This window comes from Streptomyces sp. NPDC050534 (assembly GCF_044457745.1).
Classification (GTDB): Bacteria; Actinomycetota; Actinomycetes; order Streptomycetales; family Streptomycetaceae; genus Streptomyces.
Map to the genome: position 1 here is coordinate 33,869 of NZ_JBITHF010000005.1, position 24,590 is coordinate 58,458.

Sequence of the window (24,590 nt, forward strand, 5' to 3'; positions counted from 1 at the left end):
CGGCCGACGATCAGAAGTTGAACTGGTCGATGTTCTTCGCGTCGAACACGGTCGGCTTGCCGAGGGTGATCACGCCGTCCTTGCCGATGGTGTAGGTGGTGGAGCCGGCCTTGAAGGTCTCGCCCTCCTTGCCGGTGATCTGCCCGGAGGACAGGGCGACGGCGGTGCGGGCGGCCAGGTCGCCGAGCTTGGCCGGGTCCCACAGCTCGAAGCCCTCGACGGTGCCGTTCTTGACGTACTTGCGCATGTCGTTGGGGGTGCCCAGGCCGGTCAGCTTGACCTTGCCCTTGTACTTCGAGCCCGACAGGTACTGCGCGGCCGCCTTGATGCCGACGGTGGTCGGGGAGATGATCCCCTTCAGGTTCGGGTACTGCTGGAGCAGGCCCTGGGTCTGCTGGAACGATGCCTGCGCGTCGTCGTTGCCGTAGGCGATCTTGACCAGCTTGACGTCCTTGTACTTCGGGTCCTTCAGCTCTTCCTTCATGAACCCGATCCAGGTGTTCTGGTTCGTGGCCGTCTGGGCGGCGGACAGGATCGCGATCTGCCCCTTGTAGCCGATCTGCTTGGCCAGCAGCTGCACCTCTGTGCGGCCGAGGTCCTCGGCGGACGCCTGCGAGACGAAGGCGTTGCGGCAGTCGGTCTTGGTGTCGGAGTCGTAGGTGACGACCTTGATGTTGTTCTTCATGGCCTGCTGGAGCGCGGTGCACAGGGCGCCCGGGTCCTGCGCGGACACGGCCATGGCGTTGACCTGCTGCTGGGTGAGGGTGTTGACGTAACTCACCTGGCCCGCGGTGTCGGTGGCGCTGGAGGGGCCGACCTCCTTGTACTTGCTGCCCAGTTCGGACAGCGCCTTCTCGCCACCCTTGTCCGCCGAGGTGAAGTAGGGGTTGTTGACCTGCTTGGGCAGGAACCCGACGGTAAGGCCCTTCTTCAGAGCGGCGTTCGGGTCCGCCTTCGCGGTCGAGGTGGCGGCGGCCGCGTCGTTGCTGGAGTTCTTCTTGGTGGTGCCGCCGCAGGCCGTCACGGCGAGCGCGAGCGAGGTGACGGCGGCGAGGGCCGCGCAGGTACGGCGGACGGATGACTTACGCATGGTATGGGGTCCTTTGATACGAGGGTGAGCGAGACGCCCCAAGGGGCGCGGGGAACTGCGCGACCAGCCACGACGGGCCTGCAGCCGATCAACGGCCTAACCGGCGGAGCGTGCCGCCCTGGCGATGGAGATCTGGCGTGCGACCCTGGGGCCGAGGACGGAGATGACGAGGAGGATGCCGGTGACGACGATCTGCGACTGCGCGGAGACGTTGAGCAGGCTCATCACGTTCTGCAGCGCGCCGAGCAGGAACACGCCGGCGATCGCGCCGCCGAGTGTGCCCTTGCCGCCGTCGAAGTCGATGCCGCCGAGCAACACGGCCGCGACGACGGACAGTTCGAGGCCGGTGGCGTTGTCGTAGCGGGCACTGGCGTAGTGCAGCGCCCAGAAGATGCCGGTCAGCGACGACATCAGCCCGGTCATAGTGAACAGGATCAGCTTGTGGCGCTTGACGCGGATGCCGGCGAAGCGGGCAGCCTCCTCGTTCGCGCCGATCGCGAACAGCGAGCGGCCGAACGGGGTGGCGTGCAGGACCACGACGGCGATCACGAGCAGGATCAGGAAGGGCACGAATGCCTTCGGCAGGAGGGTGTCGCCGAAGCGTCCGGCCGCGAAGTCCAGGTACTGGCTGGGGAAATCGGTCACCGCGTCGGAGCCGAGCACGATCTGCGCGATGCCCCGGTAGGCGGCGAGGGTGCCGATGGTGACGGCGAGGGAGGGCAGTCCGAGACGGGTCACGAGCAGGCCGTTGATCAGCCCGCACACCACCCCGAGCAGCAGGCACAGCGGGATGATCGTCTCGATCGCCATGCCGTCGTTCCACAGCTTGCCCATCACCGCGCCCGACAGGCCGGCCGTCGAGGCGACCGACAGGTCGATCTCGCCGGAGACGACCAGCAGGGTCATCGGCAGCGCGATCAGCGCGATGGGCAGGGTGTTGCCGATCAGGAACGACAGGTTCAGGGCGTTGCCGAAACCGTCCACCGTGGTGAACGACAGCAGCAACAGCAAGACCAGGAGCGCACCGACGACCGTGTCCCAGCGGACGGCGCGCGTCAGGGAGTCAGGCATGGCGGGCGTTCCTCTTCTTCAGGGCGTTGGCCACGCGCAGGGCGACGATCCGGTCGACCGCGATCGCGAGGATGAGCAGGATTCCGTTGATGGCCAGCACCCACACCGAGCTGACGCCGAGGGCGGGCAGCACGCTGTTGATGGACGTCAGGAGCAGGGCGCCGAGTGCGGCGCCGTAGACGCTGCCGGAGCCACCGGTGAAGACGACGCCGCCGACCACCACCGCGCTGACGACGGTGAGTTCGTAGCCGGTGCCGGTGCCGGAGTCGACGTTGCCGAACCGGGCCAGGTACATCGCCCCGGCGAGGCCCGCGAGGCCGCCGCAGAAGGTGTAGGCGGCCAGGATCCGCTTGCGGACCGGGATACCGGCCAGCCGCGCCGCCTCCGGGTTGGAGCCGAGCGCGTACAACTCCCGCCCGCTGCCGAAGTGCTTGAGGTAGTACGCCGTGGCGACGAGCACGGCCAGCGCGATGACGGCCAGCCACGGGATCGCGGAGACGCCGCCGGAGCCGAAGTCCACGAACCCGCTCGGCAGGTCGGCCGCGGTGATCTGCCGGGAGCCGACCCAGATGGAATCGATGCCGCGGATGATGTACAGGGTGCCGAGGGTGACCACCAGCGCGGGCACCTGGCCCAGGCTCACGAGCAGGCCGTTGAGCAGGCCGAAGCCGATGCCCATCAGGACCGCCAGGAGGATGGCCACGACCGAGTTGCCGCCGCCGTGCAGATAGTCGCCGGCGGCGAAGGCGCAGATGCCGAGGGTGGAGCCGACGGACAGGTCGACGTTGCGGGTGATCACCACGAGGGACTGGCCGGTGGCGACCAGGACCAGGATGGTGGCGTTCAGCAGCAGGTCCTTGATGCCCTGCTGGGACAGGAAGTCGCTGTTGCCCGCCTGGGTGATGCCGATCATGACCAGGAAGACGATCAGGATGGCGAGTTCGCGCATCTTGAAGACGCGGTCGACGAGGCGGGTGCCGCTGGACTTGGGCACCTCGGCCACGGGTGTCTCGTTGGGAGTGGTCACCGTCATGCGGCGGCCCTCCCGGTTGCTGCGGCCATCACGGTTTCCTCGGTGGCTTCGGCGCGTGGGATCTCGGCGGTCAGCCGGCCCTCGTGCATCACCAGCACGCGGTCGGCCATGCCGAGGATCTCGGGCAGGTCGGAGGAGATCATCAGGACGGCGACGCCGTCCGCGGCCAACTCGCTGAGCAGCCGGTGCACTTCGGCCTTGGTGCCGACGTCGATGCCGCGCGTGGGCTCGTCGACGATCAGCACCTTGGGGCCGGTGGCCAGCCACTTGGCGAGCACGACCTTCTGCTGGTTGCCGCCGGACAGGGTGGAGACGGCGTCGGCGATCCTGGCGTACTTGACGTGCAGCCTGACCGCCCAGTCGAGGGAGCGGCTGCGTTCCGCGCCGCGGTCCATCAGGCCGGCCTTCACCGTCTTGTGCAGTCCGGTCAGGCCGATGTTGCGCTCGATGGACATGCCCATCACCAGGCCCTGGGCCCGGCGGTCCTCGGGGACCAGCGCGAGTCCGGCGGACATGGCGGTGGACGGGGCGCCGTTGGTGAGCCTGCGGCCCTGGACCTCGACCTCGCCGGCATCCCAGCGGTCGATGCCGAAGACGGCCCGGGCAACCTCGGTACGCCCCGCGCCGACGAGTCCGGCGAGACCGACGATCTCGCCGTGCCGCACCTCGAAGGAGACGTCGGTGAAGACGCCCTCGCGGGTCAACCGCCGCACACTCAGGGCGACTTCACCGGCCTCGACGTCCTGCTTGGGATACAGCTCCTCCAGGTCGCGGCCGACCATGCGGCGGACGAGGTCGTCCTCCGTCATGCCCTTGACCGGCTCACTGGCGATCCAGGCGCCGTCGCGCAGGGTCGTCACCCGCTGGCAGATCTCGAAGATCTCCTCCAGCCGGTGCGAGATGAACAGCACCGCGGCGCCCTGCTCGCGCAGGGTGCGTACGACGCCGAAGAGACGGGCGACCTCGCTGCCGGTGAGAGCGGCGGTCGGCTCGTCCATGATCAGGACGCGGGCCTCGAAGGAGAGCGCCTTGGCGATCTCCACGATCTGCTGGTCGGCGATGGACAGACCGCGGGCCGGGCGGTCGGGATCGAGCTCGACGCCCAGGCGCTGCATCAGGGCCAGGGTCGCGGCGTGGGTGGCCTTGTGGTCGATGCGGCCGAGGGCGCGCCGCGGCTGGCGGCCCATGAAGATGTTCTCGGCGATCGAAAGGTCGGGAAAGAGCGTCGGCTCCTGGTAGATGACGGCGATACCGGCGTCGCGGGCGTCGCCGGGGCCGTGGAAGACGACCGGCGCACCGTCCAGCAGCACCCGGCCGGCGTCCGGCCGGTGCACACCGGCGAGCGTCTTGATCAGGGTGGACTTGCCCGCGCCGTTCTCTCCGGCGATGGCGTGCACTTCGCCGGGGAACAGCTCCAGAGAAACGTCCCGGAGGGCGCGCACCGCGCCGAAGGACTTCGAGATGTCCTCGAGCGCCAGCACCGGGGCCGGACCCGTGTCGGACGGGTGGGTCATGAGGGGCTCCTCGACGACGTCGATTCAGTGGCTCACGATGTCGTGAAAGGTTTCAACTTGGTTGCCGGGACGTTAGGCGCGCAGCCCATGCCCCGTCAATGGGTCCGCGTCGAAAAAGTTTCGAGATCCCTTCGAGAGCCAAAGGTCACGGTCAGGCCACGGGCAACAGGGTGTGCGGAAACGCTTGACACCCATGAGGACACGCCTAAGCTTCGCCTTCTGAATCGATTCACACAGAAGCCGTTCCGGCCCGACGTCACAGGAGCCCTGAAGTGACCGAGCTCGCCGCGGTGAAGACCGCGCTGAAGACCCAGGCAGTCGAGACGCCGTCGTGGGCGTACGGGAACTCGGGGACCCGGTTCAAGGTGTTCGCGCAGCGCGGTGTTCCCCGCACGCCGCAGGAGAAGCTGGCCGACGCCGCCCAGGTACACGCCGTCACAGGTGTGGCCCCGACCGTCGCCCTGCACATCCCGTGGGACAAGGTCGACGACTACGCCGCGCTGGCGAAGTACGCCGACGATCACGGCCTGAAGCTGGGAGCGATCAACTCCAACACCTTCCAGGACGACGACTACAAGCTGGGCAGCATCTGCCACCCGGACGCGGCGGTGCGCCGCAAGGCCGTCGACCATCTGCTGGAGTGCGTCGACATCATGGACGCGACCGGCTCCCGCGATCTCAAACTGTGGTTCGCGGACGGGACGAACTATCCCGGCCAGGACGACATCCGGGAGCGCCAGGACCGGCTCGCGGAAGGACTCGCCGAGGTCTACGCCCGCCTCGGCGAGGACCAGCGCATGCTCCTGGAGTACAAGTTCTTCGAGCCCGCCTTCTACGCCACGGACGTCCCCGACTGGGGCACCGCCTACGCCCACTGCCTCAAGCTCGGCGAGAAGGCGCAGGTCGTGGTCGACACCGGACACCACGCACCGGGTACGAACATCGAGTTCATCGTGGCGACGCTGCTGCGCGAGCGGAAGCTCGGCGGGTTCGACTTCAACTCCCGCTTCTACGCCGACGACGACCTGATGGTGGGAGCTGCCGACCCCTTCCAGCTGTTCCGCATCATGTACGAGGTCATCCGGGGCGGCGGCCTCACCTCCGACGTCGCCTTCATGCTCGACCAGTGCCACAACATCGAGGCCAAGATCCCCGCCATCATCCGGTCCGTGATGAACGTGCAGGAAGCCACCGCGAAGGCGTTGCTCGTGGACCGGGATGCGCTGGCTGTCGCTCAGCGCGACGGCGACGTGCTCGAGGCGAACGCGGTGATCATGGACGCGTACAACACGGATGTACGGCCGCTGCTGGCCGAGGTGCGGGGAGAGCTGGGGCTGGACCCCGACCCGATCGCCGCGTACCGCCGGTCCGGGTGGGCCGAGAGGATCGTGGAGGAGCGGGTCGGGGGGCAGCAGGCCGGGTGGGGGGCGTAGCGGCTGCGCCGCTTCGGCCGGGGTCTGCGTGTTGTCGACTGCGGGATTGAGTGTGGCTGGTCGCGCCGTTCCCCGCGCCCCTGAGAGGGTGCGCCCGTCACGGCGCGACCACCCGAGGCGGCGTGAGGCTGCTGGATCGCGTCTGCCGGGATCTGTGTCTCACCGGCCGCGGCTTGAGTGTGGCCGGTCGCGCAGTTCCCCGCGCCCCTGACGGGGCGCGCCCGTCTACGGAGGTGTGTCCATGCCGAACGTGTCGTGGATGGGGCGGATCTCGATCGCCACCACGTGGAAGTCGAGGACCCGCTCGGCGATCTCCCTCGCCCGCTCAGGGGTTGCGCAGTCGATGACGTAGTACGCGGTGAGCTGGTTCGTGGTGGCCGTGAGCGGGGCTTTCGTCTCGGTCGGGGTGTCCGGGTGCCAGGTGAGGGTCGTCGTGTCGCGCGGGTAGGCGAGGCCGGCGCCGTTGAGCATTTCGCCGGTGCCCTCCAGGTCCTTGTGGAGGGCTTCGTGGCGACGGAAGACGTCGGCGCGCTCGGCCGGTGTCATCGCCTCGGTCGCGGCGGGATCGGCGTACATCAGGACCATGTACTTCATGCCGCGGACTCCTCGGACGCGTCGGATGCATCGGATACGGCGGCCACGGACGCGGCCGCGCGGACCAGCGCGGCCGTGGCCGTGGAGCGGGAGTGCTGGGGCCAGGCGATCGTCAGCGTGGCCGGGGGCGCGTCCGGGAGCTCTCGGTAGGCGATGCCCGGACGGGGGTAGCGGGCGGTGACGGATTCGGGCAGTACGGTCACCAGCTCGCCCAGTTCGACCAGGGTGAGAAGTTGCGCCAGGTCGGAGATGCCGTGCTGCTCGACCATGGCGTCCAGGTACCGGGCCAGGCCGTCCAGGCGACCGGACTCGACTCCCGGGATGGCCAGGTCGGCGAGCGAGAGACGGTCGCGCACGGCCAGGGGGTGGGCGGCGGGGAGCGCGGCGACGCGACGCTCCACGGACACCGTCTCCGAGTCGAGACCCGTCGCCTCGAACGGTTCGTAGATCAGAGCCGCGTCCGCCTCGCCCTGGCGCAGCAGGCGCGCCTGGTCGCCCCACCCGGAGAGCCGGACCGTGACCGGGAGGGCGCCGGGCTCGGCGGCGTAGCGGGTCAGGATGGCATCGAGCCGGCCCCCGTCGCCGTCGGCCTTGATGGCCAGCACCAGCTTCGACTCGGGGCCGGCCGCGCGCTGTGCCCGGCGGCCCGCGGCCTGCAGCGCGTCCAGAGCGATCCGGGCCTCCGCCAGCAGGACCGTCCCGGCGGGGGTCAGCCTGACGCTGTGCGTGGTGCGCTCGAACAGGGTGACTCCCAGATCCGTCTCCAGCTTGCGGACGGCACGGGACAGGGGCGGGGCGGAGATGCCCAGCCGTTCGGCGGCGCGGGCGAAGTTGAGTTCCTCGGCGACGGCGACGAAGTAGCGCAGTGATCGGGACTCCACGTCCGCACACCTCCGTTCGGTATTACCCACAGGGTAACAAGCGTGATCTCTTCGGTCCTTCCGTCTCGTACGGCCGCGCCGCAGGATCGAGGCACACGGTTCCCCGGCCCGTCCGTCGCGGCCCCAGGGGATCAACCGCCTTCCCAGCGAGCCCTCTTGGAGCTTTTCCATGCTTGTCATCACCACCCCCACCGGCCAGATCGGCCGGCAGGTCGTCGACGGCCTCCTCGACCGCGAGGAGCAGGTCCGCGTGATCGCCCGGGAGCCCTCCCGGCTCTCGCCCCGGGTGCGCGAGCGCGCCGGGGTGGTTCAGGGGTCGCACCGTGACCTCGATGTCGTCACGGCGGCGTTCGCGGGCGCGGACGCCGTGTTCTGGGTGGTGCCGCCGGACCCGCGTGCGGACGGCGTCCAGGATTATTACGTCGACTACACGCGGGCCGCGTGCCAGGCGATCGCGGACCAGGGCGTCAAGCGCGTCGTCGGCGTCTCGACCATGGGCCACGGCATCGAGCACAACGCCGGACACCTGTCGGCCTCGCTCGCCAAGGACGCGATGATCGCGGACACCGGCGTGCACTACCGGGCGCTGCGCGCTTCGGCCTTCATGGAGAACCTGCTCTGGCAGATCGGAGCGATGAAGGAGCAGGGCGTCTTCTTCGGCCCTCAGCCCGCGGATCTCGTGGTCGCGAGCATCGCCACCCGCGACATCGCGGCGAAGGCCACGGAACTGCTGCTCGACGACTCCTGGAGCGGGCAGGACGGGGTCCCGCTGGTCAGTGCGGACGCCCTTTCCTTCGACGGCATGGCGCAGGTCGTCACCGAGGTGCTGGAGCGGCCGGTCCGCTACCAGCAGATCAGCGTCGAGGCGTACCGGGCGTCGATGCTGAAGCACGGGGCGAGCGACGCCTGGGCGCGGGGTCTGGCCGACATGGCCCTGGCCCAGAACAACGGCGCCTACGACGAGGAGCACCGCACCGCAGCACCCGCCCCGACGGACTTCCGGCAGTGGTGCGAGGAGGTACTCAGGCCGGCTTTCCTCGCCTGAACACCTCGCCCGGTGTTGCCTGCTCCGGCTCGGAGAGGGGTCCCGGATCGCCGCCGACGGCCAGGCGGGGCGCGGTGTACGGCCCCGACCGGAAGGCGCGGCGACCCAATCCGATCTCGAACGGCAGCCCATCGCCCGGGAGTTGAACCCCGGCGCAGGTGTTCGCCGCGACGACCATCACGAGCCGCCGCCCATCAGGCGAGCGCGGACCACGGCCGCGACCATGAGGCATGACGACCCGAGCCGACCTCGAACCGCTCCTCACTGCCCAAGAGGGCGCGGGCACGGGCAAGGGCGCGAGGCGCAGCCGGTGCCGGCCGGGCTTCCGCAGCTTCGAGGACAGCGTCTGTGCGGTGCAAACCAACGGCGCCGGCGCCCGAGGTCGTAGTGGCCGGAGGACGCTGCGGTGACGCGCATCAGATCGCTTGCTTCGCACGGGCGGCGGACGCGGCGCCTGCCGCGCGCCGCCTCTGCGGGGCGATGCGGCGGACGATCCACACGCCCATCAGACCTGAGAGCGCCACGCACATCGTGGTCATCCACAGCACGGCCGAGCCACTGGCAGCCATCAGGGCGGGGGTGGCGAGACCGGCGACGCCGCACAGGGCGCGGCTGAGGCCGTACGTCAGGCCCTGGGTGGTGGCGCGCAGTTCCTCGGGGAAGGTCTCCTGGGACCAGATCTTGTAGTTCGCCACGCCGGCGAACTGGTTGACGACGTTGTAGAGGAGCAGGAAGAGGACCATCGCCGCGATCACGGCGCCGCCGGTCGCGGCGGCCACGGCGAAGGCGAGCACCTGGAGGGCTGCACAGACGTAGAAGCAGCGGTCTCGCCAGGGGGTGTCCGCGAGCCGGACGAAGGTCAGCGAGCCGAGCAGGCCGATGGGTAGGCCGGCCAGGGAGATGCCGGTGGCGAGGGTCTGGGAGGCGCCGCCGACGGTGGTGAGGAAGTACGTGCCGTACTGGCCGATGGTGTTGGCGGCGAGGTTCCAGGCGAGGTAGAACCCGCCCGTCGCGAGGAGCGGGACGAGGATCGGCTTCGTGCCGAGGCGGCGCAGCGCCCGGGCGTCGATGCCCTCGCCCCGGCCGCCGTGCTCGGCCTCCTCCAGGACGGGCGGGAGGCGCAAGCGGTTGCGCAGCACCCAGCTGACCAGGGCCACGACGGTGAGGTGGGCGAAGAGGAGTTGGGCGGAGAGATACCCGAGTGTCGCGGTGCCGAAGCCGATCACCGTCGCAGCCGTGATGCCGGCGACCCACATGGTCTGGGTCGCGCCGATCAGACGTCCGCGGACCGAGCGCGGCGTGTGCTCGGAGACCATGGCGAGCGAGGTGGGCAGGTCGGCGCCGGCCGCCAGACCGCCGATGATCATGCCGGCGAAGAGGAAGGCGCTGCTCGGCGCGAAGACGAGGAGTGCGGCGCCTACGGTGTAGACGAGGACGTCGATCCCGTAGACGCGCCGACGACCGAAACGGTCGGCCAGACGGCCGCCGACGAGCGAGCCGGCGGCGATGGAGAAGGTCAGGGCGGCGCTCAGCGCGCCGAGGCCCCAGGGCGACAGATGAAAACGGGTCTGCCACAGGCCGAGCGCCAGACCGGACGAGACGATGATGCCGGAGTCCAGGTAGGAGGCCATGCCGGACAGGATGGCGAGGCGCCACTGGGACCGGTTCACGCGGGGCCTGCCGGGCCCGGCGGAGATGGCGTCGTTGCTCATCGGGGCGGCCTTTCGGGAACGTCCGGGGGTGGCCCTGCTGCGCCAGGGGCCGCGGAGACGCACAGGAGGTGGTGACTCCTGGCATCAATCCCTTAACCAGACCGTGAAACGTTTCACGGCATCATGAAGAGCTCATGGCGTTCCGTCAAGGGGTTCCGGGTGGAATCCGGATCCACTCACAAATGGTCCGAGGACAGACGCACTAAGACCTTGACGCCGTCCGGCTGGTGCCGCTACGTTCCCTGAAACGATTCAAAGAGTGTTCAGAGGTGGTCATGCCAGATCTGCCGGCCGTGAAGACAGCGCTCGCGGCACAGAGGATCGAGACCCCGTCGTGGGCCTACGGCAACTCCGGTACGCGTTTCAAGGTGTTCGCCCAGGCGGGAGTCCCTCGCGACCCCTGGGAGAAGCTCCAGGACGCGGGGCGGGTGCACGCGTTCACCGGCGTGGCCCCGACGGTCTCGTTGCACATCCCGTGGGACAAGGTCGACGACTACGCCGCGCTGGCGAAGTACGCCGACGATCACGGCCTGAAGCTGGGAGCGATCAACTCCAACACCTTCCAGGACGACGACTACAAGCTGGGCAGCATCTGCCACCCGGACGCGGCGGTGCGCCGCAAGGCCGTCGACCATCTGCTGGAGTGCGTCGACATCATGGACGCGACCGGCTCCCGCGATCTCAAACTGTGGTTCGCGGACGGGACGAACTATCCCGGCCAGGACGACATCCGGGAGCGCCAGGACCGGCTCGCGGAAGGACTCGCCGAGGTCTACGCCCGCCTCGGCGAGGACCAGCGCATGCTCCTGGAATACAAGTTCTTCGAGCCCGCCTTCTACGCCACGGACGTCCCCGACTGGGGCACGGCGTATGCGCACTGTCTGAAGCTGGGCGAGAAGGCGCAGGTCGTGGTGGACACCGGACACCACGCGCCGGGTACGAACATCGAGTTCATCGTGGCGACGCTGCTGCGCGAGCGGAAGCTCGGCGGGTTCGACTTCAACTCCCGCTTCTACGCCGACGACGACCTGATGGTGGGAGCTGCCGACCCCTTCCAGCTGTTCCGCATCATGTACGAGGTCATCCGGGGCGGCGGCCTCACCTCCGACGTCGCCTTCATGCTCGACCAGTGCCACAACATCGAAGCCAAGATCCCCGCCATCATCCGGTCCGTGATGAACGTGCAGGAAGCCACCGCGAAGGCGTTGCTCGTGGACCGGGATGCGCTGGCTGTCGCTCAGCGCGACGGCGACGTGCTGGAGGCGAACGCGGTGATCATGGACGCGTACAACACGGATGTACGCCCGCTCCTCGCCGAGGTGCGCGAGGAGTCGGGGCTCGCCCCCGACCCGATCGCCGCCTATCGCAGCTCCGGCTGGCAGCAGCACATCACCGCCGAACGTGTCGGCGGCACCCAGGCCGGCTGGGGTGCCTGACCCCCGCCGCCGGCACACCCGCACTGTTCCTACGAAGCAAGGAAGAGATCCGATCATGGCACCCCACCCCGAAGCCGCCGCTCTTCTCGCCCGTTCCCATCGGCTCGGTTCGGACCCCCGGAACACCAACTACGCCGGCGGGAACGCCTCGGCGAAGGGCACCGCCACCGACCCCGTCACCGGCGGCGACGTCGAACTGATGTGGGTCAAGGGCTCCGGCGGTGACCTCGGCACGCTCACCGAGAACGGTCTCGCCGTGCTCCGGCTGGACCGGATGCGGGCGCTGGTCGACGTCTTCCCGGGCGTCGAGCGCGAGGACGAGATGGTCTCCGCCTTCGACTACTGCCTGCACGGCAAGGGCGGCGCGGCGCCGTCCATCGACACCGCCATGCACGGACTGGTGGAGGCCCCGCACGTCGACCACCTGCACCCCGACTCCGGGATCGCGCTGGCCTGCGCCGCCGACGGGGAGAAGCTGACCGCCGAGTGCTTCGGCGACACGGTGGTGTGGGTGCCCTGGCGCCGCCCGGGCTTCCAGCTCGGCCTGGACATCGCGGCCGTCAAGGAGGCCAACCCGCAGGCCATCGGCTGCATCCTCGGCGGGCACGGGATCACCGCATGGGGTGCGACCTCGGAGGAGTGTGAGCGCAACTCGCTGCACATCATCCGCACCGCGGAAGCCTTTCTCGCCGAGCGCGGCAGGCCCGAGCCGTTCGGGCCCGTCCTCGACGGCTACCAGGCCCTCCCGGAGGCCGAGCGCCGCGAGCGGGCCGCGGCCCTCGCCCCGTACGTCCGGGCCGTCGCCTCCCAGGACAGGCCGCAGGTCGGGCACTTCACCGACGCGGACGTGGTGCTGGAGTTCCTGGCCCGCGCCGAGCACCCGCGCCTGGCCGCGCTGGGCACCTCCTGCCCGGACCACTTCCTGCGCACCAAGGTCCGCCCGCTCGTGCTGGACCTGCCGCCTGCCGCCCCGCTGGAGGAGGCGATCGCCCGGCTGACGGAGCTGCACGCCGCCTACCGCGAGGAGTACGCCGCCTACTACCAGCGGCACGCGGCTCCCGACTCCCCCGCGATGCGCGGCGCCGACCCGGCGATCGTGCTCGTCCCGGGCGTCGGCATGTTCTCCTTCGGCAAGGACAAGCAGACCGCGCGGGTGGCGGGCGAGTTCTACGTCAACGCCATCAACGTGATGCACGGCGCCGAGGCCGTCTCGACATACGCGCCCATCGAGGAGTCGGAGAAGTTCCGCATCGAGTACTGGGCGCTGGAGGAGGCCAAGCTCCAGCGCATGCCCAAGCCGAAGCCGCTGGCCACCCGGGTCGCCCTCGTCACCGGCGCGGGCAGCGGGATCGGCAGGGCCATCGCCGAGCGGTTGGTCGGCGAGGGGGCGTGTGTCGTCGTCGCCGATCTGAACGGCGACAACGCGGCGGCTGTCGCCGAGGAGTTGGGCGGCCCCGACAAGGCTGTCGCCGTCACCGTGGACGTCACGTCCGAGGAGCAGATCGCCGCGGCGTTCAAGGCGGCCGTGCTCGCCTTCGGCGGCGTGGACCTGGTCGTGAACAACGCCGGGATCTCCATCTCCAAGCCGCTGCTGGAGACTTCGGCCCGCGACTGGGATCTTCAGCACGACATCATGGCCCGCGGCTCCTTCCTCGTCTCGCGCGAGGCGGCCCGGGTGATGACCGCGCAGGGCCTGGGCGGCGACATCGTCTACATCGCCTCCAAGAACGCCGTCTTCGCCGGACCCAACAACATCGCCTACTCCGCCACCAAGGCCGACCAGGCCCATCAAGTACGGCTGCTCGCGGCCGAGTTGGGCGAGCACGGCATCCGCGTCAACGGCGTCAACCCGGACGGTGTGGTGCGCGGTTCCGGGATCTTCGCCGGTGGCTGGGGTGCCCAGCGGGCCGCCGTGTACGGGGTGCCGGAGGAGAAGCTGGGCGAGTTCTACGCCCAGCGCACCATCCTCAAGCGGGAGGTGCTGCCGGAGCACGTCGCCAACGCCGTCTTCGCGCTGACCGGCGGGGAGTTGACGCACACCACCGGACTGCACGTCCCGGTGGACGCCGGCGTCGCGGCCGCCTTCCTGCGATGAGCGGCGCCGTGAAGTCGTACGCCGCGGTCGACCTGGGCGCGTCCAGTGGGCGTGTCATGGTCGGCCGCGTCGGCCCCGACAGCCTGGAGCTGGCCGAGGCGCACCGGTTCGTGAACCGGCCGGTGCGCCTGCCCGAGGGGCTGCGGTGGGACGTCCTCGGGCTGTACGGCGGTGTCCTGGACGGGCTGCGGGCCGCCGGTCAGGTGGACTCCGTGGGCATCGACAGCTGGGCCGTGGACTACGGGCTGCTGGACCGCGACGGGGCGCTGCTCGGCAACCCGGTGCACTACCGCGACTCCCGCACCGAGGGCGTCGCGGAGAAGGTGTGGGCGACGCTGCCCGCCGAGCAGCTCTACGCGGCGACCGGGTTGCAGTATGCGCCCTTCAACACGCTGTACCAGCTGGTGGCGGCGCGGGAATCGGCTCAACTGGCCGCCGCCGAGCGGCTGTTGCTCGTACCGGATCTGCTGTCCTACTGGCTGACCGGCGAGCAGGGCACCGAGCTGACCAACGCCTCGACGACCCAGTTGATCGATCCCCGGACGCGCAACTGGTCGTACGACGTCGCCTCCCGGCTGGGCGTCGACCTCGGCCTGTTCGCGCCGCTGCGGCAGCCGGGCGATCCGGCGGGTGTGCTGATGCCGGAGGTGCTGGAGGAGACTGGGCTGCGCGGTCCGGTGCCGGTGACGACCGTCGGTTCACACGACACGGCGTCGGCCGTGGCCGCCGTACCGGCCGACGGCGAGCGGTTCGCGTACATCTGCACCGGGACCTGGTCGCTGGCCGGCCTGGAGCTGGGCGCGCCCGTGCTGACCGAGGCGAGCCGGGCCGCGAACTTCACCAATGAGCTGGGGCTGGACGGCACGGTCCGGTATCTCCGCAACATCATGGGGCTCTGGCTGCTTCAGGAGTGCGTACGGGCCTGGGGCGAGCCGGAGTTGGGCGGTCTGCTGCAGGAGGCGGCCCAGGTGCCGGCGCTGCGGTCCGTGGTGGACGCGGGGGACTCGGCGTTCCTGGCGCCGGGCCGGATGCCGGAGCGGATCGCCGAGGCGTGCCGCGCCTCGGGGCAGCCGGTGCCCGCCTCGCCCGCAGAGATCACCCGCTGCATCCTCGACTCGCTCGCCCTCGCGCACCGCAAGGCGATCGAGGACGCCCAGCGGCTGGCGGACCATCCGGTGGACGTGGTGCATGTCGTCGGTGGCGGTACGCGCAACGACCTGTTGTGCCAACTGACCGCCGACGCCTGCGGGTTGCCGGTCGTGGCCGGTCCTGCGGAGGCGGCGGCGCTGGGCAACGTCCTCGTGCAGGGCCGGGCCCACGGGCTCGTCGGCGACCTGGCGGACGGGCGGCGCCTGCTCACCCGCACCCAGCCGCTCACCCGCTACGAGCCGCGCGGCGACACCGCACGCTGGCGTGCGGCTCAGGCCCGGCTCGCCGGTCGGTGAGCGGGGTCTCCCCCGCACCCCCGTGCCCGGACTACCCTGCACTCATCCGATGATCGACAACAAGGAGCCGCGATGCGTGTCGCCCTGTTCCTGACCTGCGTCAACGACACGCTCTATCCGGACACCGGGCGCGCCGTGGTGAAACTGCTGACCAGGCTGGGCGTCGAGGTCGACTTCCCGATGGCGCAGACGTGCTGCGGGCAGGCGCACTACAACACCGGATACCGCCATGAGGCCGAGCCGCTCGCTCGGCATTTCTCCGACGTCTTCGGGGAGTACGAGGCGATCGTCACGCCGTCCGGGTCGTGCGGCGCGATGGTGCGGGAGCTGTATCCGCGGATGGGTGCGCGGGCCCGGGCCGAGGGTCGTGGCGACACGCTCGCGGCGACGCTGGAGCGGGTGGTGCCGAAGACGTACGAGCTCACGGAGTTCCTGGTGGACGTCCTGGGGGTGACCGACGTCGGTGCCTACTACCCGCACCAGGTGACCTACCACCCGACCTGCCACGGACTGCGGAGCCTGGGCCTCGGCGACCGGCCGCGCCGCCTCCTCGAGGCCGTGAAGGGACTGGAACTGGTGGAACTGCCGGGCGCCGAGGAGTGCTGCGGCTTCGGCGGCACCTTCGCCGTGAAGAACGCCGATGTCTCGGCGGCGATGGGCACGGACAAGGTCCGCAACGCCGAGTCGACCGGCGCGGAGGTGCTGTGCGCGGCCGACAACTCCTGTCTGATGCACATCGGCGGCACGATGGCTCGGCGGGACAGCGGCATGCGGCCGGTGCACATCGCGGAGATCCTTGCGAGCACGGAGGAGGAGCCGGCCGTATGAGCGGGACGTTCGTGGGCATGCCGGCCTTTCCCGTGGCCGCGCACGAGGCGGTGCGCAACGAGACGCTGCGGGCCAATCTGCGGCACGCGACGCACACCATCCGCGCCAAGCGGGCCAAGGCCGTGGCGGAGGTGTCCGACTGGGCGGAGCTGCGCGAGGCCGGCAAGCGGATCAAGGACCACACGCTGCGCCATCTCGACCGGTATCTGGAGCAGTTGGAGGAGTCGGTCACCGCGGCCGGCGGCACCGTGCACTGGGCCGTCGATGCCGACGAGGCCAACCGGATCGTCACCGAACTCGTGCGCGCGACCGGCGAGTCGGAGGTCGTCAAGGTCAAGTCGATGGCCACGCAGGAGATCGGCCTCAACGAGGCGCTGGAGGCCGAGGGCATCCGCGCCTACGAGACGGATCTCGCCGAGCTGATCGTGCAGCTGGGCAAGGACCGGCCCTCGCACATCCTGGTCCCCGCCATCCACCGCAACCGCGGCGAGATCCGCGACATCTTCCGCACCGAGATGAGCGAGTGGGGCCGCCCGGCCCCCGAGGGCCTGACCGACACCCCGGCCGAGCTCGCCGAGGCCGCCCGTCTGCACCTGCGCGAGAAGTTCCTGCGCGCCAGGGTCGGCATCTCCGGCGCCAACTTCATGGTCGCCGACACCGGCACCCTGGTGGTCGTCGAGTCCGAGGGCAACGGACGCATGTGCCTGACCCTGCCCGAGACGCTGATCTCGGTCGTCGGCATCGAGAAGATCGTGCCCACCTGGCAGGACCTGGAAGTGTTCCTGCAGACGCTGCCGCGCTCCTCCACCGCCGAGCGGATGAACCCCTACACCTCCACCTGGACCGGCACGACCGACCAGGACGGGCCGCGGAACTTCCACCTGGTGCTGCTGGACAACGGCCGCACCGACACCCTCGCCGACGAGGTCGGCCGCCAGGCGCTGCGCTGCATCCGCTGCTCCGCCTGCCTCAACGTCTGCCCCGTCTACGAACGGGCCGGCGGCCACGCCTACGGCTCGGTCTATCCGGGCCCGATCGGCGCCATCCTCAGCCCCCAACTCCGCGGCACGCAGAGCGAGATCGACGCCTCCCTGCCGTACGCCTCCTCGCTGTGCGGGGCCTGCTACGAGGTCTGCCCGGTCGCCATCGACATCCCCGAAGTCCTCGTCCACCTGCGCGAACGGGTCGTCGAGGGCGGGCAGGTGATCCGCGAGGGCAACAAGGTGACACTGCAACCCGCCAAGGGACACGCCGCCGAACGGGCCGCGATGCGGGCGGCCCGCTGGGCCTTCACCCGCCCCGGCGCCCTGCGCGCCGGCCAGCGCCTCGCCTCCCGCACCCGCCGCCTGCATCCCCGTACCCTGCCCGGCCCGGGCAAAGCGTGGAGCGACAGCCGGGACCTGCCACCGGTCCCCAAGGAACCCTTCCGCGACTGGTGGCAGCGCACGCACGGCGAGACCGGCAGCAAGGGGGGAGCCAAGTGAGCAGCAGGGAACGGATTCTGGGCCGGGTGCGGCGCGCGCTGGCCGACGTACCGAAGGACGACCAGCCGTACGAGCAGGCGGTTCCGCGTGAGTACCTGCGCGAGCACGGCGACCGCGGCACCGCGCAGAATATCGACCTGCTCGCCGAGAACCTGGCCGACTACCGGGCCGTCGTGCACCGTTGCGAAACGGGTGAACTGGCGGCGGTGATCGGCCGGTTGCTGGCGGAGCGCGGTGCGAAGACCGTCGTGGTGCCGCCGGGCCTGGACGAGGAGTGGCTCGGCGCGACCGACGCCGAGCGCATCCCGGACCGGGCCGGGAGCACGCCCTACGAGCTGGACCGCGTCGACAGTGTGGTCACCGGCTGCGCGGTGGCGATCGCGGAGACCGGCACGATCGTCCTGGACGGCGGCCCCGACCAGGGCCGCCGCCGCATCACCCTCGTCCCCGACCACCACATCTGCGTCGTCCGGGTGCCGGAGCAGGTCGTCTCCGCCGTGCCCCAGGCCCTCGAACGCCTCGACCCGGCCCGCCCGTTGACGTGGATCTCCGGTCCGTCGGCGACCAGCGACATCGAGCTGGACCGGGTCGAGGGGGTGCACGGTCCGCGCACCCTTGAGGTGGTGCTGGTGGGCGGTCAGCCGAGCGCCGAGACCACCTCGTAACGGCCGGACGGGAGCCGGTAGGAGGCGGTGCCGTCCGCGAAGCCCAGGTACTCGACGCCCCGCACGCGGGCGAGCGGAGTCCGGCCCTCGCGGACGGTGTTCGGGTCGCCGGTGGGGATGCGCAGGGTGGCCGCGCTGTTGGCGGGCACGGTGGCCCGGTAGGTGAGCCGGCGGTCCGTGCGCTGCCAGGCGCTCACGATCTCGCCGTACGGGGAGAGGTGCGAGCCCGACACCTGCGTGATCTTCCCCGTGGGGTCGACGTGCGGCCGTAGGAAGAAGTGCTTGAAGCCGGGCTGGGCCGGGTCCTTGGCGATGCCGGCCATGCTCTCGTACATCCACTCCATGATCGCGCCGTAGGAGTAGTGGTTGAACGAGTTCATGTCGACCGGGCCGAAGCCGTCCGCCTTGGAGTACGAGTTCCAGCGCTCCCAGACCGTGGTGGCGCCGTTCTTCACCGAGAACAGCCAGGACGGCATGGCGTCCTGGTGGAGCAGCTGGTACGCGAGGTCTGCGTGGCCCTCGTCGGTCAGGACCGGTGCGAGGACGTTCACGCCGAGGAAGCCGACGGAGAGGGTGTTCTCGGCGTACTTCACCCGGGTGCTGTCGGGGTGGGTCGCCTTGTAGGCCGCGTCGTTGCCGATGTTGTCGGCGAGGAGCTCGACGAGCCGGCGGCGCTGGGCCTCGGTGTCGTAGAAGCCGAGTTTGAGGACCCACAGCAGGGCGGTCTGGGTGTTGTCCTCGGTCCTGCCGCCGGTCGGCGGGGCGTCGCCGAGGCTGGAGCGGACGGTGATCTGCCCGGTCGTGGCGTCGGTGGCCAGGTACTTGGTGAGGAACGCCCGTTTGATGTGGGCGACGAGGTCCTCGTAGGCGCGGGTATCGGCGGTGCGGCCGGTGGCGCGGGCCATGTCCGCCATCAGCCGGGCGCTGTGGCCGTAGTAGAGGTCGCTGATGAGCTGGGTGCTGGTGTCCTGGAAGGCGAGCCAGTCGCCGAAGATGGCGCCCTGTCCCGCGTAGGTGTCACCGGTGCGCCGGTGGATCCAGTCCATGTACGTCGTCATCGCCGACCAACTGCGGTCCACGATCGTGATGTCGCCCGACATCTGCCAGACGGTCCACGGCACGACCACTCCGACGTCGGACCAACCGCTCGCCGGGATCGGCGCGTTGTAGCGGTTGCCGGGGGCGACGAAGGTGAACTGGGCACCGTCCAGGCCGTAGGTCTTCTGCGAGTCGATCAGGGTGTCCTCGAAGTGGCTGAGGAAGTTCACGGCGTCGGCGTTGTAGAGGCCGGTGTTGGAGAAGAGCTGGGTGTCGCCCGTCCAGCCGAGGCGTTCGTCGCGCTGGGGGCAGTCGGTGGGCACCCAGAGGTAGTTGCCGCGCTGGCCCCAATGGACGTTGCTGATCAGCTGGTTGACGTCGGCGTCGTCGGTCGTGACGGTGCCGGTCTCGCTGATCGCGGAGGTGGCGACCTTGCCGGTCAGCCGGGCGAGGGTGACGGTGTCGGTCGCGGTGACGGAGGCGTAGCGGAAGCCGTAGAAGGTGAGCGCGTCCTGGTGGGTCTCGCCGGCCGGGTCGCCCTTGAGGATATAGGTGCTGGTGGCCTTCGCGGAGCGGAGGTTGGCGCGGTATACGGAGCCTTCAGGACCGTCGGCGCCGGCGCTCGTGTCGTTGAGCATCTCGCCGAATTTCAGCGTGACTTGGGCCCCGGCGGGGCCGCGGAGGGTGTAGCGGGGCACGCCGACCATGTTCTGCCCGAGGTCGATCACGGCGGTGTCGCCGGGATGCAGGGTGACCTCGGCGGTGGCCGCCTTCGCCGGGTCGGTGACCGTGCGGGCCGGGTCGACGACGACACGGCCCTTGCCGTTGGGGCTGCCCTGCTCGCCGGTGACTCCGGTACAGACGGTGATCGAGTGCGGGCCGCGGTCCCACCGGGACATCAGACGGGCGCTCTCGCCTGGATAGGAGACCAGCCTCGCGTCGGGGAACCTGCTCGCGTAGGGGTGTTCCTCGGTCCCGGACCAGCCGGCGGCGTCGAAGCCGTTCGCCGTCCAGCCCGGGATCTCCTTGCGGGCGTCGTAGGTCTGCCCGTCGTAGATGTCGTCGGCGCGGAACGGTCCGGTGTCCGTCGCCCGCCAGTCCTCGCCGGGGGCGGTGACGACGGTCTGCGTGGAGCCGTCGGCGTAGCGGATCAGCAGCTTGGCCTTGAGGGCGAGGCGATTGCCGTCCTTGGCGTAGTAGGCGCTGTTCTCGGAGATGCGGGCGTTGTACCAGCCGTTGCCGAGGACCGCGGCGAGGGTGACCTGCCGGTCCCCGGCGAGCAGGGCGGTGACGTCGTAGGTCAGGTAGCTGACGGTGGTGTCGTAGTTCGTCCAGCCCGGGGTGAGGAGTTCGGGGGTGGTGCCCCGGTCCTGCGGTGCCTCGACGCGCCGGCCGTTGACGTGGGCGACGTACACGCCGAGGGCGGAGATGTAGAGCCGGGCCTCGCTGACGCGCTGGTTCTTGAGGGCCGCCTGCCGTCGCAGGAGGGGCGAGCCGGAGCTGTTCGGCGCCTTGCCGGCCATGCTGATCCACTTCGCGCCGTCCCAGCCGGTGACGCCGTCGGCGCTGAGCAGGCCGGTCTCGAAGAAGGCCGCCTTGGCCTCAGGAAGGGCGCGGCCGTCCTCGTCCCAGACGCGGACCGTCCAGTGGTAGCGGGTGGCGGGGCGCAGGGCCGCGCCGGTGTAGTGCACCGCCACCGAGTCGGCGGAGGTGACGCGGCCGCTGTCCCACACGTCGGCGTGGCCGCGGGCGAGTTGCCCGGCCGAGGAGGCGACCAGGATCCGGTACGCCGTCTGGCGCCGGCCGCGGGCCGAGGACGCGGTGCGCCAGCCGAAGCGCGGCTTCGCCGCGTCCACGCCGAGCGGGTTCGTACGGTGCTCCACCGTCAGGCCCTCGACGGCGCCCCGCTTACCGGCCGGCGTGGCCGATGCCGCCCCCGCGCCGCCGATCCCGCCCGCCAGGGCCACGGGCACGACGCCGAGCGCGGTGCCGAGCACCGTTCTGCGGCGCACTGTCCTGCCGTTACTGCTGTCGACTCCGTCGGTCATGCCGTGTCCCTTCGGGGGCTCGCGGTTGTAACGTTTCAGAGTGGTCGACGGTGAAGCTAGTGGCTGTTGTGGCGACCGTCTACCGTTCGGGCAGCGGCAATTGTGCACAGGTTCAAACAGAGGGTCGTCGCTGCGGAAAGTGTTGATTGAAACCGTTCAAATACGGAACCAGGCCCTCAGCCGCCGGTGGGACCCTGCTGACGCGCCGAGCGGTGGGCGCGCGGCTAGCGTGAGGGCATGATCCGGTTCGAGCAGGTCACCAAGCGGTACCCGGACGGTACGACGGCGGTGGACGACCTGAGCTTCGAGGTGACCGAGGGCGAGCTCGTCACGCTCGTTGGACCCTCCGGCTGCGGCAAGACGACCACGATGATGATGGTCAACCGGCTCATCGAACCGACCTCCGGGCGGATCTTCGTGGGCGGCGAGGACATCGCAGGCGTCGACCCCGTGCGGCTGCGGCGTCGGATCGGATACGTCATCCAGCAGGTCGGGCTCTTCCCGCACCGCACGGTCCTCGACAACACGGCGACCGTGCCGGCGCTGATCGGCTGGAAGCGGGCGAAGGCCCGGGCGCGCGCCGCCGAGCTGCTCGATCTGGTGGGCCTGGACCCCAAGCGCTACGGGCCGCGCTATCCCGACCAGCTCTCCGGTGGTCAGCGCCAGCGCGTCGGCGTGGCGCGGGCGCTGGCCGCCGATCCGCCGGTGCTGCTGATGGACGAGCCCTTCGGGGCCGTCGACCCCGTCGTACGCGAGCAGTTGCAGGACGAGTTCCTGCGTATGCAGGCAGCGGTGCGCAAGACGGTGCTGCTGGTCACGCACGACATCGAGGAGGCCGTACGGCTCGGCGACCGGATCGCCGTCTACGGGCAGGGGCGCATCGAGCAGTTCGACACGCCCGGGGCGGTGCTCGGCACCCCGGCGACGCCGTACGTCGCCGAGTTCGTGGGCGCCGACCGCGGGCTGAAGCGGCTGTCGGTCACCGAGATCGAGGCCGACGACCTGGAGCAGCCGCCGGTCGCCCGGTACGACGAGCCGGCCGCGGGCGCAGCGGAACGGCTGCGGGCGGAGGGTGCGCGCTGGGCCGTCGTCCTCGACACGCGGGGCGACCTGCACGGCTGGGTCGGCATCGACGACCTCGACGCGTCCGGCGCGGTCGGCGACCGGGCCCACCGGATGAAGGCGTGGGTACCGGTGGGCGCGCCCCTGAAGCAAGCGTTCGGCGTGATGCTCCAGCACGACTCCGGGTGGGTCGCCGTGCTGGACGACTCACGCTTCCTGGGGGTGCTGACCCCGGCGAAGCTGCATGAGGCGCTGCGGCGGTCGGTGGACGCGGATGCGTTGGGGGTGGCGCGGGGGCAGGTGGAGTTCGACTCGGTGGCAGACGCGTGACGGCTGGCGCGTGGCCTCAGCCCACCCGGCGGCTGCCGCCGGCCTCAGCATGCGCTGCACCCGGCCGCCGCCGCTGGCCTCAGCGCGACGGGCACACGGCGCCTGGCGCCCGACCGTTGGCCGCTGGTACCGACGCGTGGCGGCTGGCGCGTGGCGGCAGGCGCCTGACCTCGACCCGCCTTGCCATCCGGCATGCGGCCGCTGCCTTCAGCACGCCCGGCATTCGGCACCCGGCCGCTCGACGCCGGCCGCCGGCCGCCGACCGCTGGCACCGACGCGTAACGGCTGGCCTCGGCCCGCCCGGCACCCGGCCGCCGCCGCTGGCCTCAGCATGCCCGGCGCCTGGCCGTTCACTGCTGACGGCTGGCTTCTGCTACCGACGGATGGTGGCTGACGCCTGACCTCGGGCCGCCCGCGCCCAGCCGCCGTCGCCGGCCTGAGCCCACCCGGCACTCGGCCGCTCGACGCCGGTCGCTGGTACCGATGCGTGGCGGCTGGCGCCTGACCTCGGGCCGCCCGCACCCGGCACCCGGCCGCCGCTGCTGCCCTGCACCCGGCCCCTCGACGCCGGCCGCTGGGCGCTGGCACCGACGCCTGACGGCCGACGCCTGGCCTCGGCCCACCTTGCACCGGGCCACCCGGGACGCTGACCTCTGACCCCCGGCACCCCGGCCCCTGTCCGTGACGGCCGACGCCTGGCCTCGGATCGCCCGCCCCGGCCCCTGCCCCCTCGGCGAGGAACCCCGATCCCCGGAGCATCACACAAGTTCAGGATGAGGTCGGCTCCGTCACCGACCGCTGGCGCCGGCCCGAACCCCCCTTGCCACCCTGGCGGTTGAGCATGCCGAAGGCCCAGCGTTCGTTGAAGCCCGCCAGGAAGCCGACCGCGCACCAGAAGCCCCAGAAGGCGGTGCCCTTCGCGGCCGCGTCCGCGCCGGTCGTGCAGATCTCGCCGGTGGTGGACGGCATGCTGATCGCCGTCACCCAGCCGGTGCTGAGCACGAAGTACACGGCGAGGGCGAGGATCCAGCCGACGAAGACGCGGTAGACGCCCTCGTGCCGCAGGCTGCGGGAGACCTGGGCGGGGGCGATGGCCACCTTGTGCGAGGAGCCCTTGCGGCGCAGCGGCTCCTCGCTGCCGCGCACCCGGAGCAGGACGCTGAGCACCGCGCCGAACGCCCCGACCCCGCCGCACACGAAGGCTCCGAGCAGACTCCAGCGGTCGCTGCAGTTCAGCGTGGCGCCGGTCATGCCGAGCAGCTGCACGCCGGACAGCAGGGGCACGCCGAGCAGCAGCACGCTCAGGAACGCGCCGAGGGTGAGGCCGAAGTTGAGGCCGCGCACCACGGCCACCGCCTCGTCCTGGCACAGCCGCGCCCAGACGCCGTCGGTCTCCTGCGCCAGGTAGTCGGCCAGGTCCGCGTCGCCCGGGTTGTCGTAGAGCCGTGGGTCGCGCAGCACCGTCCGCAGCAGACAGTCCAGCGTGATCTGCAGGGACTCCCTGGTCCTGGCCTCGAAGGCGCGTTGTGCCGCCCCGTAGAGGTACTGCAGTTCCAGCTGCTGCTTCGGGTACACCTTGCGGAACTGCGCCAGGTCCTGGGCGAGTTCAGGGTCCACGCAGTCCGCCAGCGAGCGGGGCCTCCGCTCGGTCGGCGCACCCTCGACCGCTTCGCACACTCTCTCCCACCGTGTCCGGTGTTCTCCCCCGTTGTCCTTCATGAAAGACATGTACCGGTACCGCGCCCGCCCGGGAAGCCGTCCCACCGCACCAGTACGGTCACCGCCG

General features: G+C 70.6%; 18 protein-coding genes. 9 read left to right on the plus strand and 9 right to left on the minus strand.

All coding sequences use genetic code 11. The features are described 5' to 3' along the window. Positions 1-10: 10 nt before the first annotated feature. The 4 genes from rhaS to ACIBN2_RS17410 all read right to left on the minus strand — a co-directional run bounded on the left by rhaS (position 11) and on the right by ACIBN2_RS17410 (position 4,708). Positions 11-1,090 carry a rhamnose ABC transporter substrate-binding protein gene (gene rhaS, locus ACIBN2_RS17395; protein ID WP_399135316.1) on the minus strand — a complete coding sequence of 360 codons (1,080 nt, stop codon included), beginning with the start codon at positions 1,088-1,090 and terminating at the stop codon, positions 11-13. 96 nt (positions 1,091-1,186) lie between these two features. Beyond that, positions 1,187-2,161 carry an ABC transporter permease gene (locus ACIBN2_RS17400; protein WP_399135317.1) on the minus strand — a complete coding sequence of 325 codons (975 nt, stop codon included), beginning with the start codon at positions 2,159-2,161 and terminating at the stop codon, positions 1,187-1,189. Further along, positions 2,154-3,194, minus strand: a complete 1,041-nt coding sequence (locus ACIBN2_RS17405; protein ID WP_393870871.1) for an ABC transporter permease — start codon at positions 3,192-3,194, stop codon at positions 2,154-2,156. Before ACIBN2_RS17405 ends, ACIBN2_RS17400 begins: the two co-directional genes overlap by 8 nt. After that, positions 3,191-4,708 carry a sugar ABC transporter ATP-binding protein gene (locus ACIBN2_RS17410; protein ID WP_399135318.1) on the minus strand — a complete coding sequence of 506 codons (1,518 nt, stop codon included), beginning with the start codon at positions 4,706-4,708 and terminating at the stop codon, positions 3,191-3,193. The genes ACIBN2_RS17405 and ACIBN2_RS17410 overlap by 4 nt, the downstream gene beginning before the upstream one ends. A gap of 272 nt (positions 4,709-4,980) precedes the next feature. Between ACIBN2_RS17410 and rhaI (ACIBN2_RS17415) the strand changes: the two genes are divergently transcribed. Next, positions 4,981-6,141, plus strand: a complete 1,161-nt coding sequence (gene rhaI / locus ACIBN2_RS17415) for an L-rhamnose isomerase (protein WP_399135319.1) — start codon at positions 4,981-4,983, stop codon at positions 6,139-6,141. A 225-nt stretch (positions 6,142-6,366) separates the two neighbouring features. Here the strand turns inward: rhaI (ACIBN2_RS17415) and ACIBN2_RS17420 are convergent, their stop codons facing one another. Then, positions 6,367-6,735: a YciI family protein gene (locus tag ACIBN2_RS17420; protein WP_399135320.1), complete on the minus strand. Its 369-nt coding sequence runs from the start codon at positions 6,733-6,735 to the stop codon at positions 6,367-6,369. Then, the gene (locus tag ACIBN2_RS17425) at positions 6,732-7,616 is read right to left on the minus strand and encodes a LysR family transcriptional regulator (protein WP_399135321.1); all 885 of its coding nucleotides are present in this window, start codon (positions 7,614-7,616) and stop codon (positions 6,732-6,734) included. The genes ACIBN2_RS17420 and ACIBN2_RS17425 overlap by 4 nt, the downstream gene beginning before the upstream one ends. A gap of 169 nt (positions 7,617-7,785) precedes the next feature. Between ACIBN2_RS17425 and ACIBN2_RS17430 the strand changes: the two genes are divergently transcribed. After that, entirely contained in the window at positions 7,786-8,661 is an 876-nt protein-coding gene (locus ACIBN2_RS17430) for an NAD(P)H-binding protein (protein WP_399135322.1), read from the plus strand. Between the two features lie 416 nt (positions 8,662-9,077). Here ACIBN2_RS17430 and ACIBN2_RS17435 read toward each other — a convergent pair whose 3' ends face one another. Beyond that, positions 9,078-10,373, minus strand: a complete 1,296-nt coding sequence (locus tag ACIBN2_RS17435; RefSeq protein ID WP_399135323.1) for an MFS transporter — start codon at positions 10,371-10,373, stop codon at positions 9,078-9,080. 275 nt (positions 10,374-10,648) lie between these two features. Between ACIBN2_RS17435 and rhaI (ACIBN2_RS17440) the strand changes: the two genes are divergently transcribed. The 6 genes from rhaI (ACIBN2_RS17440) to ACIBN2_RS17465 all read left to right on the plus strand — a co-directional run bounded on the left by rhaI (ACIBN2_RS17440) (position 10,649) and on the right by ACIBN2_RS17465 (position 18,326). Next, positions 10,649-11,809 (plus strand): L-rhamnose isomerase, encoded by a 1,161-nt coding sequence (gene rhaI / locus ACIBN2_RS17440; protein WP_399135324.1) that lies wholly within the window; start codon positions 10,649-10,651, stop codon positions 11,807-11,809. Between the two features lie 55 nt (positions 11,810-11,864). Next, a complete protein-coding gene (locus ACIBN2_RS17445) occupies positions 11,865-13,904 on the plus strand; it encodes a bifunctional aldolase/short-chain dehydrogenase (protein ID WP_399135325.1) in 2,040 nt (679 codons plus the stop codon). Then, positions 13,901-15,349 (plus strand): rhamnulokinase family protein, encoded by a 1,449-nt coding sequence (locus ACIBN2_RS17450; RefSeq protein WP_399135326.1) that lies wholly within the window; start codon positions 13,901-13,903, stop codon positions 15,347-15,349. Before ACIBN2_RS17445 ends, ACIBN2_RS17450 begins: the two co-directional genes overlap by 4 nt. A 72-nt stretch (positions 15,350-15,421) precedes the next feature. Beyond that, positions 15,422-16,177 (plus strand): (Fe-S)-binding protein, encoded by a 756-nt coding sequence (locus tag ACIBN2_RS17455; RefSeq protein WP_399135327.1) that lies wholly within the window; start codon positions 15,422-15,424, stop codon positions 16,175-16,177. Next, the gene (locus tag ACIBN2_RS17460; protein WP_399135328.1) at positions 16,174-17,661 is read left to right on the plus strand and encodes a LutB/LldF family L-lactate oxidation iron-sulfur protein; all 1,488 of its coding nucleotides are present in this window, start codon (positions 16,174-16,176) and stop codon (positions 17,659-17,661) included. Before ACIBN2_RS17455 ends, ACIBN2_RS17460 begins: the two co-directional genes overlap by 4 nt. Beyond that, complete coding sequence (locus ACIBN2_RS17465) at positions 17,658-18,326, plus strand: lactate utilization protein C (RefSeq protein WP_399135329.1); 669 nt, start codon at positions 17,658-17,660, stop codon at positions 18,324-18,326. Before ACIBN2_RS17460 ends, ACIBN2_RS17465 begins: the two co-directional genes overlap by 4 nt. On the opposite strand, the gene ACIBN2_RS17470 is transcribed toward ACIBN2_RS17465, so the two are convergent. Then, the gene (locus tag ACIBN2_RS17470) at positions 18,299-21,412 is read right to left on the minus strand and encodes a family 78 glycoside hydrolase catalytic domain (RefSeq protein WP_399135330.1); all 3,114 of its coding nucleotides are present in this window, start codon (positions 21,410-21,412) and stop codon (positions 18,299-18,301) included. The two genes, ACIBN2_RS17465 and ACIBN2_RS17470, sit on opposite strands and share 28 nt — an antisense overlap. Positions 21,413-21,649: 237 nt before the next feature. Here ACIBN2_RS17470 and ACIBN2_RS17475 point away from each other — a divergent pair, with 237 nt between their 5' ends. Next, positions 21,650-22,804 (plus strand): betaine/proline/choline family ABC transporter ATP-binding protein, encoded by a 1,155-nt coding sequence (locus tag ACIBN2_RS17475; protein ID WP_399135331.1) that lies wholly within the window; start codon positions 21,650-21,652, stop codon positions 22,802-22,804. A 768-nt stretch (positions 22,805-23,572) separates the two neighbouring features. On the opposite strand, the gene ACIBN2_RS17480 is transcribed toward ACIBN2_RS17475, so the two are convergent. Beyond that, a complete protein-coding gene (locus tag ACIBN2_RS17480; protein WP_399135332.1) occupies positions 23,573-24,481 on the minus strand; it encodes a hypothetical protein in 909 nt (302 codons plus the stop codon). Between the last annotated feature and the right edge of the window lie 109 nt (positions 24,482-24,590).

What these genes read in the sequence shown, in the direction of transcription:
- ACIBN2_RS17410 (WP_399135318.1), bottom strand. Translation starts at nt 4,708, where the DNA reads ATGACCCACCCGTCCGACACGGGTCCGGCCCCGGTGCTGGCGCTCGAG.
- ACIBN2_RS17435 (WP_399135323.1), bottom strand. Translation starts at nt 10,373, where the DNA reads ATGAGCAACGACGCCATCTCCGCCGGGCCCGGCAGGCCCCGCGTGAAC.
- ACIBN2_RS17400 (WP_399135317.1), bottom strand. Translation starts at nt 2,161, where the DNA reads ATGCCTGACTCCCTGACGCGCGCCGTCCGCTGGGACACGGTCGTCGGT.
- ACIBN2_RS17420 (WP_399135320.1), bottom strand. Translation starts at nt 6,735, where the DNA reads ATGAAGTACATGGTCCTGATGTACGCCGATCCCGCCGCGACCGAGGCG.
- ACIBN2_RS17450 (WP_399135326.1), top strand. Translation starts at nt 13,901, where the DNA reads ATGAGCGGCGCCGTGAAGTCGTACGCCGCGGTCGACCTGGGCGCGTCC.
- ACIBN2_RS17470 (WP_399135330.1), bottom strand. Translation starts at nt 21,412, where the DNA reads ATGACCGACGGAGTCGACAGCAGTAACGGCAGGACAGTGCGCCGCAGA.
- ACIBN2_RS17460 (WP_399135328.1), top strand. Translation starts at nt 16,174, where the DNA reads ATGAGCGGGACGTTCGTGGGCATGCCGGCCTTTCCCGTGGCCGCGCAC.
- rhaI (WP_399135324.1), top strand. Translation starts at nt 10,649, where the DNA reads ATGCCAGATCTGCCGGCCGTGAAGACAGCGCTCGCGGCACAGAGGATC.
- ACIBN2_RS17405 (WP_393870871.1), bottom strand. Translation starts at nt 3,194, where the DNA reads ATGACGGTGACCACTCCCAACGAGACACCCGTGGCCGAGGTGCCCAAG.
- rhaS (WP_399135316.1), bottom strand. Translation starts at nt 1,090, where the DNA reads ATGCGTAAGTCATCCGTCCGCCGTACCTGCGCGGCCCTCGCCGCCGTC.
- ACIBN2_RS17430 (WP_399135322.1), top strand. Translation starts at nt 7,786, where the DNA reads ATGCTTGTCATCACCACCCCCACCGGCCAGATCGGCCGGCAGGTCGTC.
- ACIBN2_RS17475 (WP_399135331.1), top strand. Translation starts at nt 21,650, where the DNA reads ATGATCCGGTTCGAGCAGGTCACCAAGCGGTACCCGGACGGTACGACG.
- ACIBN2_RS17445 (WP_399135325.1), top strand. Translation starts at nt 11,865, where the DNA reads ATGGCACCCCACCCCGAAGCCGCCGCTCTTCTCGCCCGTTCCCATCGG.
- ACIBN2_RS17455 (WP_399135327.1), top strand. Translation starts at nt 15,422, where the DNA reads ATGCGTGTCGCCCTGTTCCTGACCTGCGTCAACGACACGCTCTATCCG.